Genomic DNA, 15214 nt, shown 5'->3' on the forward strand with positions numbered 1-15214 from the left:
CCTCGACGAACAGGAGTACGAAGCCGTGACGCGTGAGGACGGTTCCGGCACCCCGGGCCGCGACCCGCAACAGCTGTGGCTGAGCCCCGGTCAGCCCCGCAAGGGCCGCAAGCCCGCCTTCAGCCGGGAAGCGATCACGACGGCCGCGGTGGCCCTGGCGGACGCGGAAGGCCTTGAAGCGGTCACCATGCGGCGCGTCGCCGCACAGGTCGGCGCCGGAGTCATGTCGCTCTACAGCTACGCCCCCGACAAGGACACGCTGCTGGAGCTGATGATCGACCAGGTCAGCGGCGAACTGCCCGCGTCGGCCGCCCTCACCGGCGACTGGCGCACCGACCTGAAGACCGTCGCCCACCTCCAGCGCGCCAACATGCTGCGCCACCCCTGGCTGCCCACCGCCCTGTCCACCCGCCGCAGCCTCGGCCCCAACACCCTGGCCTTCCTGGAACACGCCCTCGCCGCCCTGCGCCCCACGGGCCTGGACGGCGCGGCCAAGCTGGAGATCTTCGCCCAGCTCACGGCCTTCGTCGCCGGACACGTCACCCACGAACTCACCCAGGCGGCAGCGGCCGGCTCCCCCGACCGGGCCGCGGCAGAGGCCCGCTACCTCGCGATCGTCGCCGCGGACGGCCACCACCCGGAACTCGCCGAAGCCCTCTCGGCCCCCGCCCGCCCCCTGGCCCCCGAGGCCACGTTCACCCGCTTCCTCAACCGCCTGATCGACGGCCTCGGCACGGACTGAAGTCCCTCAGGGCGGCTACGGCACTCCGCTGCCACCCTCTGGGCGCATACCCCATCCCCCGCACGGCGGTGCCACCAGCCCACTGCCGGAGTCCCTCGCCACTGGCGCCTGCCCGCCCTACGGGAAGCGCCGCCGAGTGGGCGCCCCCGATCAGCGGGCGCATGATGAAGGCATGACCGACCGCGACGACTTCCTGGCGTGGGTCAGGACCGCCCTGTACGAGGCGGAGCGCGCGCTGCACAACGGCGATGCGGCCCCCCGCCGGGCGCTCTGGTCACGCGACGAGCCCGTGAGCGTCATGGGGGCGTGGCGCGACGCCTACGGCCAGCAGGAACTCGACAAGCTCTTCATCGCCCTCGGAGAGAGCTTCTCCGACTGCACCTCGTACGTGTTCGAACCGCAGGTGTTCGACGTCTCCGGGGACATGGCCTACACGGCCGGCCTCGAACACGTCTCCGCCTCCGTCGACGGAGAGCCCCGCACCTACACCCTGCGAGCCACCCAGCTGTACCGCCGCGAGGACGGCGAATGGAGGGTGGCCCACCGCCACGCCGACCGAGTCACCGACTGACTGCCGCCATTCATGCCGGATCGGAGACACGCATGACAGATCTCAAGTTTGAGCAGAAGCGCTCGCTGTCACGCCTGGAGGCGGCCGACCAGCTCACGGCACTCGCAACCGCCCTGAGGGAAGGAGGCGACGCTGAACTGGAACTCAGCTCCGGAACGCTGAGCCTGCGCATCCCCGACGACCTCCACAGCGAGATGGAGGTCGAGCTCGACAACGGGGAGATCGAGCTGGAAATCGAACTCAAATGGCCGACCACCCCGAAGCGAACGACGCCCCCCGTCAAGGCCGCTCGGAAGAGCCCGAGCCCGAGCCCGAGCCCGAGCAAGCCCAAGAACACGAAGCGGTCGGCTACGAAGAAGTCGGCTACGAAGAAGTCGGCCACGAAGAAGCCCTGAGCCGACGAAAGGTGAGACCTACAACCGCAGGGACGAGTCTGAGTCTCTGTAGCGGGTGGCAATGGCGGTGGCGCGGTCGCGCAGGGAGGCGCGCAACGACTGCGGGGCCAGAGCTTCCGCGTCCGTGCTGAGCTGCCACAGCGCCCATTCGGCGTGTCGTGAATCCTGGAAGGTCACCTCCAGCCGCAGCCACCCGTCTGCGTCGGGTTCTTCCGCGCGGACGGCCAGCGCGGTGCCCAGCAATTCCTCCCGCCGCGCCGGGCTCACCCGGACCAGCACGGTGACGTGGTCGCCGCCGGCGAGAAACCGTGCGGAGCGTTCCCGCCAGATCCGGTCCAGATCGACCCGATTCGGCCGCTGTGCCGCTTCGGGGAGTTCCTCGGCGGCCAGCACCCGCGACAGCCGGTAGGTGCGGTCCGTGCCAGATCGGGTGGCCAGCAAGTAACCCCGGTCGCGTACGGTGACCAGGCCGATCGGATCCACCGTGCGCCACTGTGGTGCATGGCCCGTCGCCGCGTAGTGGATGCGCAGCTTGTGTCCGGCGAGCACCGCGCGCCGGACCTCGGTCATGGTGGTGTCGGGTACCTCGTCAGTGACCAGCCGACGGGAGAGCAGATCGGTCTCCGGCTCGACGAGAAAACGCTGGGCCGCGTCGCTCGCGGTGCCCCGGTGGCTTTCGGGCAGCGCGTCGGCCACCTTGCGCATGGCCGACGCAAGCGCCGAGCCGAGGCCGAACACCTGCTCGCCGCGCCCCGATCCGGCGGTCAGCAGGGCAAGAGCCTCGTCGTGGTTCAGCCCGGTGAGCTCGGTCCTGAAACCGGGCGACAGCGCGAAGCCGCCGTACCGGCCGCGTTCGGCGTAGACCGGGACGCCGGCCGCGGACAGCGCCTCGATGTCGCGCAGCACCGTGCGGGTGGACACCTCCAGCTCGCGGGCCAGCGTGTCCGCGGTCAGCCGACCGCGCTGGCGCAGCAGCAGCACCAGTGAGACCAGCCGGTCGGCGCGCATACGAGAACACTAATGAAATACATGACCAAGGGTGTCGTGATTTGTTGGGAGGCTCGTTGCCACGAGGTCGAAATCGAATCGATTTGGAGCTGACGTGGCAATGGAACGCACGGCGGTCAACCCGGTGAAGTGGTCCGTGGAGCTGGGGTTCAACCAGGGCGAGGTCGTCTCCGGGCACACCCGGACCCTGTACATCTCGGGACAGACCGCGATGAGCCCCGACGGCAAGCCCCAGCACGACGGTGACATGGCAGCGCAGTTGGCGCTGAGCATCGACAACCTGGAGGCCGTGCTCGGCGAGGCCGGCATGTCTCTCGCGAACCTGGTCCGGCTGAACGTCTACACGACCGACGTCGATCTCCTCCTCCCGCACTACGGCACGCTGGCGGCCCGTCTGGGCACCGCGGCGGTGGCCCCGACCACCACGATGCTCGGGGTGACGCGCCTGGCGATCCCCGGCCAACTGATCGAACTCGAGGGAACCGCCGTCGCGTAAGGCGATGAGAGTGCTTGATCCTGACGTGTCGCCTTGCCCCTGGCGCCCTTCAGGTCCGGAGGATTCGGCCTACCCTCCACCGATCGTTCACGCGTGTCGCCCAGTCCGCCCGGCCTCCGCGTCATCCCGTTGCATGACGCCCGGCATGGCCCCCTCAGGGCGGCCGGAGTCGCGCCCCGCGCCGTGACGCGCACGTCGTCCCGGGGATGTTCTGACCTGCGCGGAGCTGTTGTGCGATCACGCACCACGTCGTCGGTGAGTCCGAAGATCGCTCGCCCGGCCGCGGCCTGCGGCGCCGGCAGCCGGTCGAGGACGTCAAGGACGGGTAGGAACAACCGGTGCAGCCCGCCGAAGGCGAGCTCCATCTCGGACTCGATGCCCTCGACACGCAGCACGCGCATGCCGTCCGCCCGCTGGGCGGCATGGTCGAGCAGCGTGGTCTTGCCGACCCCGGTCCACCGGCGGACTCGTCACCGAGAACTCGGGCGTCGGCCTCAGAACCACATGCTCCAGGGCGGTGCTCGTCGCCGGACGGATAGCATCAGGGCTCCGGCGTGGCTCCCAGTAAAGGCGACGATCATGGATCCGGCCGAGACAACTCCGCTTCCCGTTCCCGCGAGCATCAGCCTGCGCGAGTTGCTGATGGCTCTGGGCGATTCGCTGGTGGAGGTGCAGGCCGCTCCCGCCGGACTGGACGTCGAGATCCGTGGCGTGGCCCTGCTCGATCCCGAGGAGCCGCCGACCACCCAGCCGGGCGAGCTGGTTCTCGTCATCGGTGCCCGTGGCCGAGCCGCTTATCCCGCGCTGCGGGCCGCCGGGCGCGACGGTGCCGCCGGCGTCGTGGTCAAACTGGACGGTCCCGGCCAGGCCGCGGCTCTCAGCGAGACCGCCACCGAGGCCGGGGTCGCCCTGCTCTCGTTGCGTGGCGAAGCACGCTGGGAACAGGTGAACGCGTTGGCCTGCGCCGCCCTCGACGACGCGCCGCCGGGCCACATCGGCGAAGCCGACGAGAGTGACCTGTTCTCGCTCGCCCAGACCACCGCCATCCTCACCAGCGGCATCGTCAGCATCGAGGACGCCGCCAACCGGGTGCTGGCGTACTCCCGCTCCACCGACTCCGACGAGATCGACGACCTGCGGCGGCGGTCCATCCTCGGCTGGCAGGGACCGGAGGCGTACCTGGCGAAGCTGCGCGAGTGGGGTGTGTTCCAGCACCTGCACTCCAGCGACGAGGTGATCAGCATCGACAGCCACCCCGAGCTGGGGATCCGCCGTCGGCTCGCGGTGGCCATCCGGTCCGGGGACCGGCAGTTGGGGACCATCTGGGTGCAGGAGGGCTCGACACCGCTGTCCGAACGCTCAGGCCAGGCACTGCTGGGTGCCGCCCGGGTCGCCGCGCTCCATCTGGTGCGCCGCCGCCGGGAGCTCTCGGAGAACCTGACGTTCACGCGAACCCTGCTGGCCGGACTGCTGGAGGGGAGCACCGGGCCACAGCCGCTGGCCACCCACCTGGGATTCGACGCGACCCGCCCGGCCGCCGTCCTGGGCTTCTCGTACGGAACCGCGGAGGTCGTCGCCGCAGCGGAGCTGACCCATGCCGAAGTCACCAACCTGGTCTCCGTGCACATAGCCGCCCGGCACCGCAGCGCGCTGGTCACACAGGTCGATCCCCGCATCTACGTGCTCCTGCCCCAGTTGCCGCGCGGCATCGACATAGACACGCTGCGCGGCTGGGGTCAGGAGATCACCGACGCCGTACGCCGACACCTGGGCCTGCCGCTGCGTGGCTCGGTCGGTTGCGTGGTGTCCACGCTCGGCGACGTCACGGAGTCGCGCCGGGAGGCCGACCGCATCCTCGACGCCATGCTGGGAGCCGACGTACACACCGCGGTCGCCGCGTTGCCGGACATCCAGTCGGAAGTACTGGTCAGTGAAGTGCTGACGCTGCTCTCCGGCCATCCCGAGATACGGGATCCACGGCTGACCGCCCTTGTCGCCCACGACAGCCGGCACCAGGGCCGCCTGGCGGAGACCCTGCTGACCTACCTGAATTCCTTCGGTGACGTACGGGCGGCCGCCGCCCAGCTGCATGTGCACCCCAACACGCTGCGCTACCGCCTTCGCCGGGCCGAGGAGCTGACCGGTCTCGACCTGAGCCGTCCTGACCAGCGTCTGCTCGCCATGCTCCAGCTGCGGCTCCCGCCCGGCACCTGATCCCGCTTCCGTCCCGCATTGGCGGGCCGTACAGCCATCGGCGACGACTTCGTCCTACTGGACAAGCCCGCCGCCCCATGACTCCTCATACGCTGACGCAAATCTCCTCCCGTAAGTGAAACGGACCGCCTCTCATGAGGAGGCGGAGCGCAGCGCGGACGTGCGGGTGACGACCCCATCACCCGCACGGCATCCGGATACCGCGCCCCGCACCGTGAACGCTTGCGGACCCATCAAGGCCATGGCCCTCCCCCCTGCCATACCGGCCTGCTCGTCCCCGCCGTCGAGGCGATCCGGCGATCCGGTGATCTGTGAACCGGTGACCGATGACCGATGACCGGTGAAGAAGTGCCCCAGCAAGTGCCCCAGCAACCACGGCAGCCACTCCCCACACGGCTTCCCCACCACTCAACGGATGGATGTCGACATGACCACACGTCCCCCAGATGCTCCGGCCCCTGACACCGCCCCGCCTGCCGACGGTCAGTCCCCGGAGCAGGCAGGTCTGAAGGCCGGTCTCAAGAACCGCCATCTGTCCATGATCGCCATCGGTGGTGTGATCGGCGCCGGCCTGTTCGTGGGGTCCGCCTCCGGTATCGCCGCCGCAGGGCCCGGCATCCTGGTGTCGTACGCGCTGGTCGCGGCCCTGGTCGTGTTCGTGATGCGGATGCTCGGCGAGATGGCCGCGGCCTACCCGACCTCCGGCTCCTTCTCCGCTTACGCGGACCGGGCGCTGGGCCGCTGGGCCGGGTTCTCGATCGGCTGGCTGTACTGGTTCTTCTGGGTCGTAGTGCTCGCCGTGGAGGCGACGGCGGGTGCCGTGATCCTGGAAGGGTGGGTGCCGGCCGTGCCGCAGTGGGCCTGGGCGCTGATCGTGATGGTGGTCCTCACCGCCACCAACCTGATCTCGGTCGGTTCCTTCGGCGAGTTCGAGTTCTGGTTCGCGGGCATCAAGGTCGTCGCCATCGGAGGCTTCATCGTCCTCGGCGGCCTGGCGATCTTCGGTGTGCTGCCCGGCTCCGACAACGCCGCGACGGGCTTCGGCAACCTCACCGAACACGGCGGCTTCCTGCCGAACGGCTCCGGAACGATCCTCACCGGCATCCTGCTGGTCGTCTTCTCCTTCATGGGGAGCGAGATCGTCACCCTCGCCGCCGCCGAGTCCCCGGACGCGCGGCGGGCCGTCGCGAAGGCCACCCGGAGCGTGATCTGGCGGGTCGGCGTCTTCTACATCGGCTCGATCCTCGTCGTGGTCTCCCTGCTGCCCTGGAACGACCCCGCGATCGAGAAGAAGGGGTCGTACGTCGCGGCCCTGGACTCGATCGGCATCCCGCACGCCGGCGAGATCATGAACTTCATCGTGCTGACCGCCGTGCTGTCCTGTCTCAACTCCGGCCTCTACACCGCCTCTCGTATGGCCTTCTCCCTCGGGCAGCGTGGCGACGCCCCGCGGTCCTTCGTACGGACGAACGCGCGAGGTGTCCCGCAGTCCGCGATCCTGGCCTCCGTGGCCTTCGGCTTCGTGGCGGTCGCCTTCAACTACCTGTGGCCGGACACGGTGTTCCAGTTCCTGCTGAACTCCTCCGGTGCGGTCGCGCTCTTCGTGTGGCTGGTCATCTGCTTCTCGCAGCTGCGGATGCGGGGGATCATCCTGCGCGAGAACCCGGAGAAGCTCGTCGTCCGGATGTGGCTGTTCCCGTATCTGACGTGGGTGACGATCGCGATGATCTCGTTCGTGCTCGTCTACATGCTCACCGACGACAAGGAGGGCGGCGGACGGAGCCAGGTGCTGCTCTCCGTGCTCGTGGCCGCTCTGGTGATCGCGATCTCGCTGGTCCGGGAGCGAAGGCGCCCGGAAAGCGCCAAGGACGCGGGCGCGCTCCGGTAGCAGCCGCGCGCCCTTGTCGGGCTCTTCGAATGCCCCGGACCACGATCGGTCCGGGGTCAGGAGGGTGGAGGGGGTCTCGAGAGGCACCGGCCGCCGTCAGCCGGAGTCCCCCGCATCGGCGGCGTGAGCGGGCCGCCGGCCCGGGTGACAGGACCGTACATCCGTACTCCGCCCGGGAACCCGTCCAGCTCGGGCATCTCCGCCGGTGGTCGGCGGCGGTGGCCGGTGCGGCCCGTCGAAACGGGAGGCCGGGGCATCGCCCCATCGTGCCGAGAGACGCGGCACATGGTCCACCCACGCCAGGTCGTCCGTCGCGACGAGCGACTGGCCGGCCACGGTCGCCGGGGTCACACCGGTGAACGCCACGACGTCCCGGTGCAGATGCGACTGGTCGGCGTAGCCGCAGTCGGCCGCGACCCCGGCCACCTCCTGGCCCCCGGCCAGGCGGGTGGCGGCCCAGTCGAAGCGGACGAGCTTCACTGCGCGCTTGGGCGGCAGGCCGAGCTGCGCGTGGAAACGGGACCACAGGCGCTTGCGGCTCCAGCCCAGCTCGTCGGCCAGCCCCTCGACCCGCACCTGGCCGTGCCCGGCGACGATACGGTCCCAGGCCCAGGCCAGTTCCGGCTCGATGGCGGGCCCCGCGGCGGACAGAGGGGCGAGGAACGCTTCGACGAGCGCGAAGCGTTCCTCCCACGAGGCGGTCCCTGCCAGCCGCTCGCGCAGCCGGGCTGCCCGCCGCTCTCCCCACAGGTCGTCCAGGGCCACCACGGAGCTCTCCAGCTCGGCAGGGCCCACGCCCAGCACGGCGCGCGCGATGGCGGGCGACAGGCGCACCTGCACCCACTCGACGTTCACGGCCCGCACCCGCGCCGCACCACCTGCGCCGAACCCGAGCCCGGTGACAAGGCTGCCGCGGTGCTGCCGTCCAGTCGACTCGTCGATGCCCAGCGCCGCCTCGCCGCAGGGCAGTGCCAGCGTCAGCACGGGGTGCGGGTCGAGCCGGTGGTCGATCGGAGCCGGGCCGCGGTCGCGCAGCCCCGCCAGGACGACGCCGGGTACGCGGCCGGGCCGGGCCGGGCGCGTGACCTCCCACACGGGGGCAACGACACGCCGATGCACGGCAGTTGACATGCGTCCATGCTACGGCCCGCCCGTACGGAACATCTGGACGGAACATCTGGACGGAACATTTCTCCAATCCAGCGGGCCGCGGCCGCGGCGAAGGTGAGCGCATGACTCCCACCGGAACCACCGCGCCGCAACCACCGGGCGTGGCCCGTCTGTTGCGCCCGTACGCGGGCGGCTTCGCCGTCGTCGTCGTCCTTCAGGTGATCGGTGCCGTCGCCGGCCTGGCGCCGCTGCTCGCGGTCGTCGAGCTCGGCCGTACGCTGCTGGCGCCGGGGCCGGCCGACGACGGGCACGTGCGCGATGTCGTGATCGCGGGCGCGACAGGGCTGCTCGTCCGGCTGCTGTTCACGGCCGCCTCGTCCGGCGTCGGGCACCTCCTCGACACCCGGGTGCAGCTGTCGCTGCGCCGGCGACTCGCCGCGCGGCTCGGGCGGATGCCGATCGGCCGGCTGGCGCGGCGGCGCAGCGGGGAGCTGGCGAAGCTGGTGGGCGAGGACGTCAGCGCCGTGCACCCGCTCATCGCCCACACGCCGGGCGAGCTGGTCTCCGCCTTCGTGGTGCCGCTGGTCTCGCTCGGCTACCTCTTCACCGTGGACTGGCGGCTGACGCTGATCACGCTGATCCCCGTGCTGCTGGCGGCCGCGCTGGTGCCGCTGATGATGACCCCCACGCGGCTGCGCGAGCAGAAGGAGTTCGACTCCGCCATGGGACGGATCTCGGCGTCGGCGGTCGAGTTCGTGCAGGGCATCGCGGTGGTGAAGGCGTTCGGCGGGGCGGAGCGGGCGCACGGCAGGTTCCGTACGGCGGTGGGCGACTTCACCCGGAGCTTCTACCGGATGGTGCGCGGTCTTTCCGGGGTCGCCGCCGGGATGCAGGTGGCGCTGTCGCCGCCGTTCGTGCTGCTGGCGGTGCTGGTCGGCGGCGCGTACCGGATCACCGGGGGCGGGCTCGCCCCAGCGGACCTGCTGCCCTTCCTGCTCCTCGGCCTCGGGCTGACCGCGCCCGTGGCCGCGCTCGGGCACGGCTTCGACGACCTGCAGGCCGCGCGGCGCGCCGTCGGCCGCATCCGGGACGTACTCGCCGAGCCGTCGCTGCCCGAGCCCGAACGGCCGGTGGCGCCCGAGGGACACCGGATGGAGCTGCGGGACGTCCGCTTCGGGTACGAGGGTGCCGAGGCCGGGCGCGAGGTGCTGCGCGGTATCGACCTGGTGCTGGAGCCGGGGACGATCACCGCCGTGGTGGGGCCGTCCGGCAGCGGCAAGTCCACGCTGGTGCAACTGCTGCCTCGGTTCTACGACCCGACGCACGGCTCCGTGCTCCTCGGCGGCGTCGACCTGCGTGAGGTGGGCAGCCAGGAGCTGTACCGGCGGGTGTCCTTCGTCTTCCAGGACGTCCGGCTGCTGCGCGCCTCGGTCGCGGACAACATCGCCCTCGCCGTCCCGCACGCCGACCGCGACGCCGTTGTCCGCGCCGCCCGCCGGGCGAGCATCCACGACCGCGTTCTCGAACTCCCCCGCGGCTACGACTCGGTGATCGGCGAGGACGCCCGTCTCTCCGGCGGCGAGGCGCAGCGCGTCTCGATCGCCCGCGCCCTGCTCGCGGACGCCCCCGTCCTGGTCCTCGACGAGGCCACCGCCTTCGCCGACCCCCAGACCGAGCAGGCGGTGCGCGAGGCGCTGGCGCAGGACCGGGAGAAGCGGACGACGCTGGTCATCGCCCACCGCATGGAGACGATCGCCGGCGCCGACACCGTCGTGATGCTGCGCGACGGCGAGATCGTGGAGCGGGGCACGACCGCGGAACTCCTCGCGCGGAACGGTGCGTTCGCCGAATTCTGGAAGATCCACGCCGGTGCGGGTGCGGGTGCGGGTGCCGGTGCCGGTGTCAGGGAAGGGGAAGAGGCCCGATGATCAGCACACTGCTGCGTGTGCTCGGCCACGAGTACGCCGGGCCGGTGCGCCGCACCGTCGCCCTGATGACGGCGACCGCCCTCGCCGAGGGACTGTCGTACGCACTGCTGGTGCCCGTGCTGCGCGCGCTCTTCGGCAGCACACCCGAGGACGCCCGTCCCTGGCTGGCCGCCTTCGGCACGGCGGTCGCGGTCTATGCGGTGCTGCGGTACGTCAGCGACCGCTCCGGATTCCGCGTGGGCACGACGCTGCTGCACGGCATGTACGAGCGCCTCGGCGAACACCTCGCCCGGCTGCCCATCGGCTGGTATCAACCCGGCCGCACCGGCGAGGTGGCCGTCCTCGCCGGCCAGGGCGTGTTGCGGGCGATGAGCGTGATCGCGCACCTGCTGGCGCCGTTCATCTCCGCCTGTGTGACGCCGCTGACGATCGTCGCCGTGATGCTCGCCTTCAACTGGCAGCTGGGGCTTGCCGGCCTGGCCGCCGTGCCGTTGGTGGCCGCGGTCCAGCTGCGCACGGCCCGCGCGACGACGGCGACCGACACGGAGCGCGTGGAACGCGAGCGCGCGGCCACCGGCCGCGTCATCGAGTACCTCCAGGCCCAGCCGGTGCTGCGCGCCGCCGGCCGCACCGGCGAGCGATTCGTCTTGCTGGACGACTCCCTGAAGGACTTGCGCCGCGCATCGCGCCGCTCCACCCTCTCCGCGCTGCCGGGTGTGCTGGGTCTCGCGGTCACCGTGCAGGCGGTGTTCACCGCGCTGCTCGCACTGGGCGCGTACCTCGCCCTCGGCGGGAACATCGGTGCGGCCGAGGTATTGGCAATCCTGGTGCTCGCCGCCCGCTGCGCCGACCCGCTGCTGTCCCTCGCCGAGATGAGTGGCGGCATCCGCGCCGCCCGCGCCGAACTCACCCGCCTCGACGACGTCCTCAGCACCAAGCCGCTTCCGGAGCCCCGCGCGCCGCGCGAACCGTCTTGCCACGACGTCGAGTTCGACACGGTCACCTTCCGGCACGGCGACCGCGTGGTCGCCGACGGGGTGACGCTGTCCGTACCCGAGGGCGGGCGCCTCGCCGTCGTCGGGCCGTCGGGCGCGGGCAAGACGACGCTGCTGCGGCTGCTCGCCCGCTTCTACGACGTCCACGCGGGCGCGGTGCGGATCGGCGGCGTGGACGTACGGGAGATGGACACCGCGGCGCTGATGGCGCGGATCGCCATCGTCTTCCAGGACGTCTATCTCTTCGACGGCACGATCGAGGAGAACGTGCGCCTCGGCCGCCCGGACGCCACCGACGCCGAGGTACGTGCCGCGGCCGCCGCGGCCCGTCTCGACGAAGTGATCGAGCGGCTGCCCGGCGGCTGGTCGGCGGACGTGGGCGAGGGCGGGACGCTGCTGTCGGGCGGCGAACGGCAGCGCGTCTCCATCGCCCGCGCGCTGCTGAAGAACGCCCCGATCGTCCTGCTCGACGAGGTCACTTCGGCCTTGGACTCGGTGAACGAGACGGCCGTGCACGCCGGCATCGAGCAGCTGATGACGGGCCGGACCGTGGTCCTGGTAGCACACCGCATGGCAACCGTACGCTGGGCCGACCACGTCGCCTTCCTGGACGCCGGGCGGGTGGTCGAACAGGGCACCCACGAGGACCTGCTGCGCCGCGCGGGCCGGTACGCCGCGTACTGGGACCTGTCCTTGGCCGGGGCGGAGCGGGACTGAGACTGGCTGTAGTGGCACGTGTGTGGCACGACCCCGAACACGACGAGGTCCAGCCCGGGAGGAAACCCCTTCTGAGCTGGTCCTTCTGGCTGTGCACCCGGCAGGATTCGAATCTGCGACACCGGCTTTAGGAGTTCGATCGCTGCGCGGCCATACCAGGGAGCCACAGGGGCAACCTGGCCGCGTTAGACCGTCCAGGAGCCCTGGCGTCCGGCGCCGTTGATGTCACTCGTGGATGTCAGGATGGTGCACCGTCGACCTCATCCCTCGTGAGCTGCTGCACCTCGGCCTCATCGGCCTCGGCGGCGCGGCGCTCACCGTTGGTCGGCGCCGAAACCATCGCCCTACTCCCCTTGGCCCGCCTCGTGTCGGTCCGGGTGCACTGCGCCGCTCTGAGCGCGAACGGCCCAACCGCACAGAGAAGCCCCCTCCTGACGGGAAGACCGCAGGTAGAGGGCTTCTTCAGCTCGGTTTGCTTCGTCTTGCCCCTGAGGGTTGTCGGGGACCTTGGTGAGCTGGGTTTTTGCAGGTCACGAGCGCTGTACTCCTGCGCCTAGCGGTCGTCGTTGGTCGTCATCGGCGGCTGTCGAGCAGCCTCGGACGGCCCAACAAGCGCTGTAACCAGGATGCCAGTCGGTCTTTACTGCACGTCGCCAGAGGCCAGCACGATGAAGCGCTCCAACGAACGTATGGCTTCGTCGTCCTTGGCACGAAGTTGCTCGGCGCTTACGGCACGATGCATGGCAGCCGTGGCTTTCAGCGCACTGCGAGTCGACTCGATCAGCGCTGGGTCACTGGCTATGAGCTGAACTCGAAAACCGACGTGCTGCGCGATGCCCCTGACCCGACGAGCCTCTAGGACTGCTTCAGCGCCTCCACTACCAGGGGTCCCGTGATCGCTGTGCCATCGGCTGTACTGGCATCTCCTGAACTCGGTCACCGCTCCGGCAAACTCGCTATAGATCGCCATGCGCTCTGACCTCAGCTGTCTCTGATGAGCGAGGTCCTCTGCTTGCTTCGAAGACTTGAGTTGGAAAAGGTACGTCGCAGCTGAACCAAGCAGCGTGCCCAGAACTGCAACGAGAACTGGTACCGCACTATCCATGGAGACAGAACACCACTAGGGGCGGCGTCGCTGGAAGAGCCCGGCCGCCAACAGCACCTGCCAGCCAGGGCTGGCACCACGCCCTCAGCCTGGGAAGCTGCGATCATTCGAGGCCTGTCCGGGCAATGGCCGTTCGTGCAGACGCGTCGGCAGGCGCATCAGAGGTGGCGCTTGGACGCTGTGACCAGTCGACTGATGTCGTCGCGGGTCTTCACCCTGCGCTGGTCCAGTTCAGTCCTGCTGTCCGTCTTGGGCAGGGCTGTGACCTCCGCAAGCACAGCTTCTGCCGCCTCGCTCAAGGCCTCGTCATCGGTCAGCATCTGCACCCGGAAGAGAGCTTCTTGGGCGCTGGAGCGCAGATCGTACGCGCGGACTCGAACAACGCCGGGGTCCTCGTGTGGTGGTTGTTCGTGTTCGCAGAACCAGAGATGTACCAGGCAGCGGCGGTAGTTGATGAGTGCGCCGGCGTAGGCGGAGTAAGCATCGAGTCGCTCCTGGCGGAGCCTCTCATGGCGGGTGAACTGATGCCCCTTGTCGGTGGTGCGCTGCTGAAACGCCAGGGTGAGCCCCGAGCCGAGCAGGGTCCCCAGAACGGCTATGGCACTGGCGATGATGGTCTGCACACCCCAAGCTGATCACGTATCGCCGACCGGGCGCATGCACGCCCTACACCCCGCCAACACGATGTCCCACTGTGTTGGTGGGGTGCTGGGCTCGGTTCGAGGTCGTTCACCTGCGTTCCTGGGCGGCTGGCCCTTGAGACGAACTCTGCGCGCGGTCCTTGATGAACAGCCGTGAACGGAGCTGAATGAGACGGAAACTGAGACGGTGGCCCGGCCGCGCCGAGCTGCCCCGAAGGCCGGGTTCCTCTCACAAGGGCTCGCCCTGGAGTGGTGCTCAGGGGTGCCGCTGAGTGCGGGTGTCGTGGCTGGGCGCCAAGGGATCGAAGGGCAATTCGGGGATGCCGAGTTCTTGGCGCATGGCGGATGCGGTGGCCTGAACGGCCTTGTAGTAGGTGTGTTGTGCGGTCTGGAAGGTGCCATCCGTGACGTGTGCGCCGTCCGCGAGTAGATCGCGCAGAGTTCGGACGGTGCGGAACGCTTCGACGCCCAGCTCGACCACGCGAGGCGGGGCAAGCATCGTCAGGCTGAACCGTTGCTCGAACAGACCGGACTCTGAGAAGGCGGCACGGACTGCACGCCTGCGATCTTCAGGTGTGTCGTAGGCAGCTTCTGAGGCGAAGCGCATGCTCTCTGTCGCGCGGGCCAGGTGAGAGAGGTAGGTCACGAAGGCTTCGCGCAGAACGGTCTGTGCGTCTGCTCGTTGGGCACGCTTCCAGCGGTCTCGGTCCACAACGAACGTCGCGACGATGCCAGCGAGTGCGCCGGCTATGGCACTCAGAGGTGCAGTCCAGTCCATACGACTGTATTGAGCACACGTTGTTGCGCGCTGTGAAGAAGGCCACGGTCCCAGGCGCTGATGATCTCAGCTTGGGAAGCTTGGGTTTTCCATGCTCGATAGGCGCGCTGACCTGGTGCGCAACAGCGTCATGACATGTGGACGTGCCGGGTGACTGACCGCTGTTCCCCGTGGCTCCCCGTGCTATCTGGCACGGGTCTGACACGGTGCTTACCGCGGCCCTGGCGGCTTGGGGACATCCTTGTCCATCAGCGTGTTGGCGAACTCGACCGCGAACCAGTGGGTTTCGGGTGACACGTCGGTGGGATCGCTGGCGTACCAGCGGAAGGTGTCCGGGTTTCGCTCGGCCTCGTTCAACCAGTGGGCCAGGCGGTGAAGCTCTCCTGCGCTGAGCCTGGTGGCGGCCTGGTGAACCCACGTCTCATCTGGCCCGGTGTACGTCCCCAGAGCCATAACGGCCACCTCCAGCACGTCCGGCGCGAAGACGGACCGGCATAGATCGCGAGTATCAGGAGAGACCGGCATACGCCGAGGATGCGGTGTCCAGGATGGTAGGGCAATAGAGAGTCGTCGCCGACTGTCGCACCCCTGACGCCGGCAGGACTGTACACGTGACCTCTTCGTCC

The 15214-nt window shown here is 69.7% G+C and carries 13 protein-coding genes; 8 read left to right on the forward strand and 5 right to left on the reverse strand.

The window, feature by feature from the left end:
- Positions 1–25 precede the first annotated feature (25 nt).
- The 3 genes from ACFT32_RS30040 (at position 26) to ACFT32_RS30050 (ending at position 1708) form a co-directional block, all read left to right on the forward strand.
- A complete protein-coding gene (locus ACFT32_RS30040; protein WP_382495526.1) occupies positions 26–742 on the forward strand; it encodes a TetR/AcrR family transcriptional regulator in 717 nt (238 codons plus the stop codon).
- Positions 743–914: 172 nt separating this feature from the next.
- On the forward strand, positions 915–1313 hold the full coding sequence (locus tag ACFT32_RS30045; RefSeq protein ID WP_382495529.1) for a YybH family protein: 399 nt from the start codon (positions 915–917) through the stop codon (positions 1311–1313).
- A gap of 32 nt (positions 1314–1345) precedes the next feature.
- Positions 1346–1708: an amphi-Trp domain-containing protein gene (locus ACFT32_RS30050; protein ID WP_382495530.1), complete on the forward strand. Its 363-nt coding sequence runs from the start codon at positions 1346–1348 to the stop codon at positions 1706–1708.
- An 18-nt stretch (positions 1709–1726) separates the two neighbouring features.
- Here ACFT32_RS30050 and ACFT32_RS30055 read toward each other — a convergent pair whose 3' ends face one another.
- Positions 1727–2716 carry a helix-turn-helix transcriptional regulator gene (locus ACFT32_RS30055; protein ID WP_382495532.1) on the reverse strand — a complete coding sequence of 330 codons (990 nt, stop codon included), beginning with the start codon at positions 2714–2716 and terminating at the stop codon, positions 1727–1729.
- Positions 2717–2816: 100 nt separating this feature from the next.
- Between ACFT32_RS30055 and ACFT32_RS30060 the strand changes: the two genes are divergently transcribed.
- The 3 genes from ACFT32_RS30060 to ACFT32_RS30070 all read left to right on the forward strand — a co-directional run bounded on the left by ACFT32_RS30060 (position 2817) and on the right by ACFT32_RS30070 (position 7314).
- The gene (locus tag ACFT32_RS30060) at positions 2817–3212 is read left to right on the forward strand and encodes a RidA family protein (RefSeq protein WP_382495929.1); all 396 of its coding nucleotides are present in this window, start codon (positions 2817–2819) and stop codon (positions 3210–3212) included.
- A gap of 579 nt (positions 3213–3791) precedes the next feature.
- Positions 3792–5426, forward strand: a complete 1635-nt coding sequence (locus ACFT32_RS30065; RefSeq protein ID WP_382495534.1) for a PucR family transcriptional regulator — start codon at positions 3792–3794, stop codon at positions 5424–5426.
- Between the two features lie 427 nt (positions 5427–5853).
- Positions 5854–7314 (forward strand): amino acid permease, encoded by a 1461-nt coding sequence (locus tag ACFT32_RS30070; protein ID WP_382495536.1) that lies wholly within the window; start codon positions 5854–5856, stop codon positions 7312–7314.
- A gap of 96 nt (positions 7315–7410) precedes the next feature.
- Here the strand turns inward: ACFT32_RS30070 and ACFT32_RS30075 are convergent, their stop codons facing one another.
- Positions 7411–8445 carry a helix-turn-helix domain-containing protein gene (locus tag ACFT32_RS30075; RefSeq protein WP_382495538.1) on the reverse strand — a complete coding sequence of 345 codons (1035 nt, stop codon included), beginning with the start codon at positions 8443–8445 and terminating at the stop codon, positions 7411–7413.
- 101 nt (positions 8446–8546) lie between these two features.
- Here ACFT32_RS30075 and ACFT32_RS30080 point away from each other — a divergent pair, with 101 nt between their 5' ends.
- A complete protein-coding gene (locus ACFT32_RS30080; RefSeq protein WP_382495540.1) occupies positions 8547–10352 on the forward strand; it encodes an ABC transporter ATP-binding protein in 1806 nt (601 codons plus the stop codon).
- Positions 10349–12064 carry an ABC transporter ATP-binding protein gene (locus tag ACFT32_RS30085; RefSeq protein ID WP_382495542.1) on the forward strand — a complete coding sequence of 572 codons (1716 nt, stop codon included), beginning with the start codon at positions 10349–10351 and terminating at the stop codon, positions 12062–12064. Before ACFT32_RS30080 ends, ACFT32_RS30085 begins: the two co-directional genes overlap by 4 nt.
- Before the next feature lie 1263 nt (positions 12065–13327).
- Here the strand turns inward: ACFT32_RS30085 and ACFT32_RS30090 are convergent.
- The 3 genes from ACFT32_RS30090 to ACFT32_RS30100 form a co-directional block, all read right to left on the reverse strand.
- Positions 13328–13792 (reverse strand): hypothetical protein, encoded by a 465-nt coding sequence (locus ACFT32_RS30090; protein WP_382495544.1) that lies wholly within the window; start codon positions 13790–13792, stop codon positions 13328–13330.
- A 274-nt stretch (positions 13793–14066) separates the two neighbouring features.
- The gene (locus ACFT32_RS30095) at positions 14067–14588 is read right to left on the reverse strand and encodes a hypothetical protein (RefSeq protein ID WP_382495545.1); all 522 of its coding nucleotides are present in this window, start codon (positions 14586–14588) and stop codon (positions 14067–14069) included.
- A 210-nt stretch (positions 14589–14798) separates the two neighbouring features.
- Positions 14799–15113: a hypothetical protein gene (locus tag ACFT32_RS30100; RefSeq protein ID WP_382495547.1), complete on the reverse strand. Its 315-nt coding sequence runs from the start codon at positions 15111–15113 to the stop codon at positions 14799–14801.
- Between the last annotated feature and the right edge of the window lie 101 nt (positions 15114–15214).

The organism is Streptomyces sp. NPDC057002 (assembly GCF_042673825.1).
In the GTDB taxonomy this organism is placed as follows: domain Bacteria; phylum Actinomycetota; class Actinomycetes; order Streptomycetales; family Streptomycetaceae; genus Streptomyces.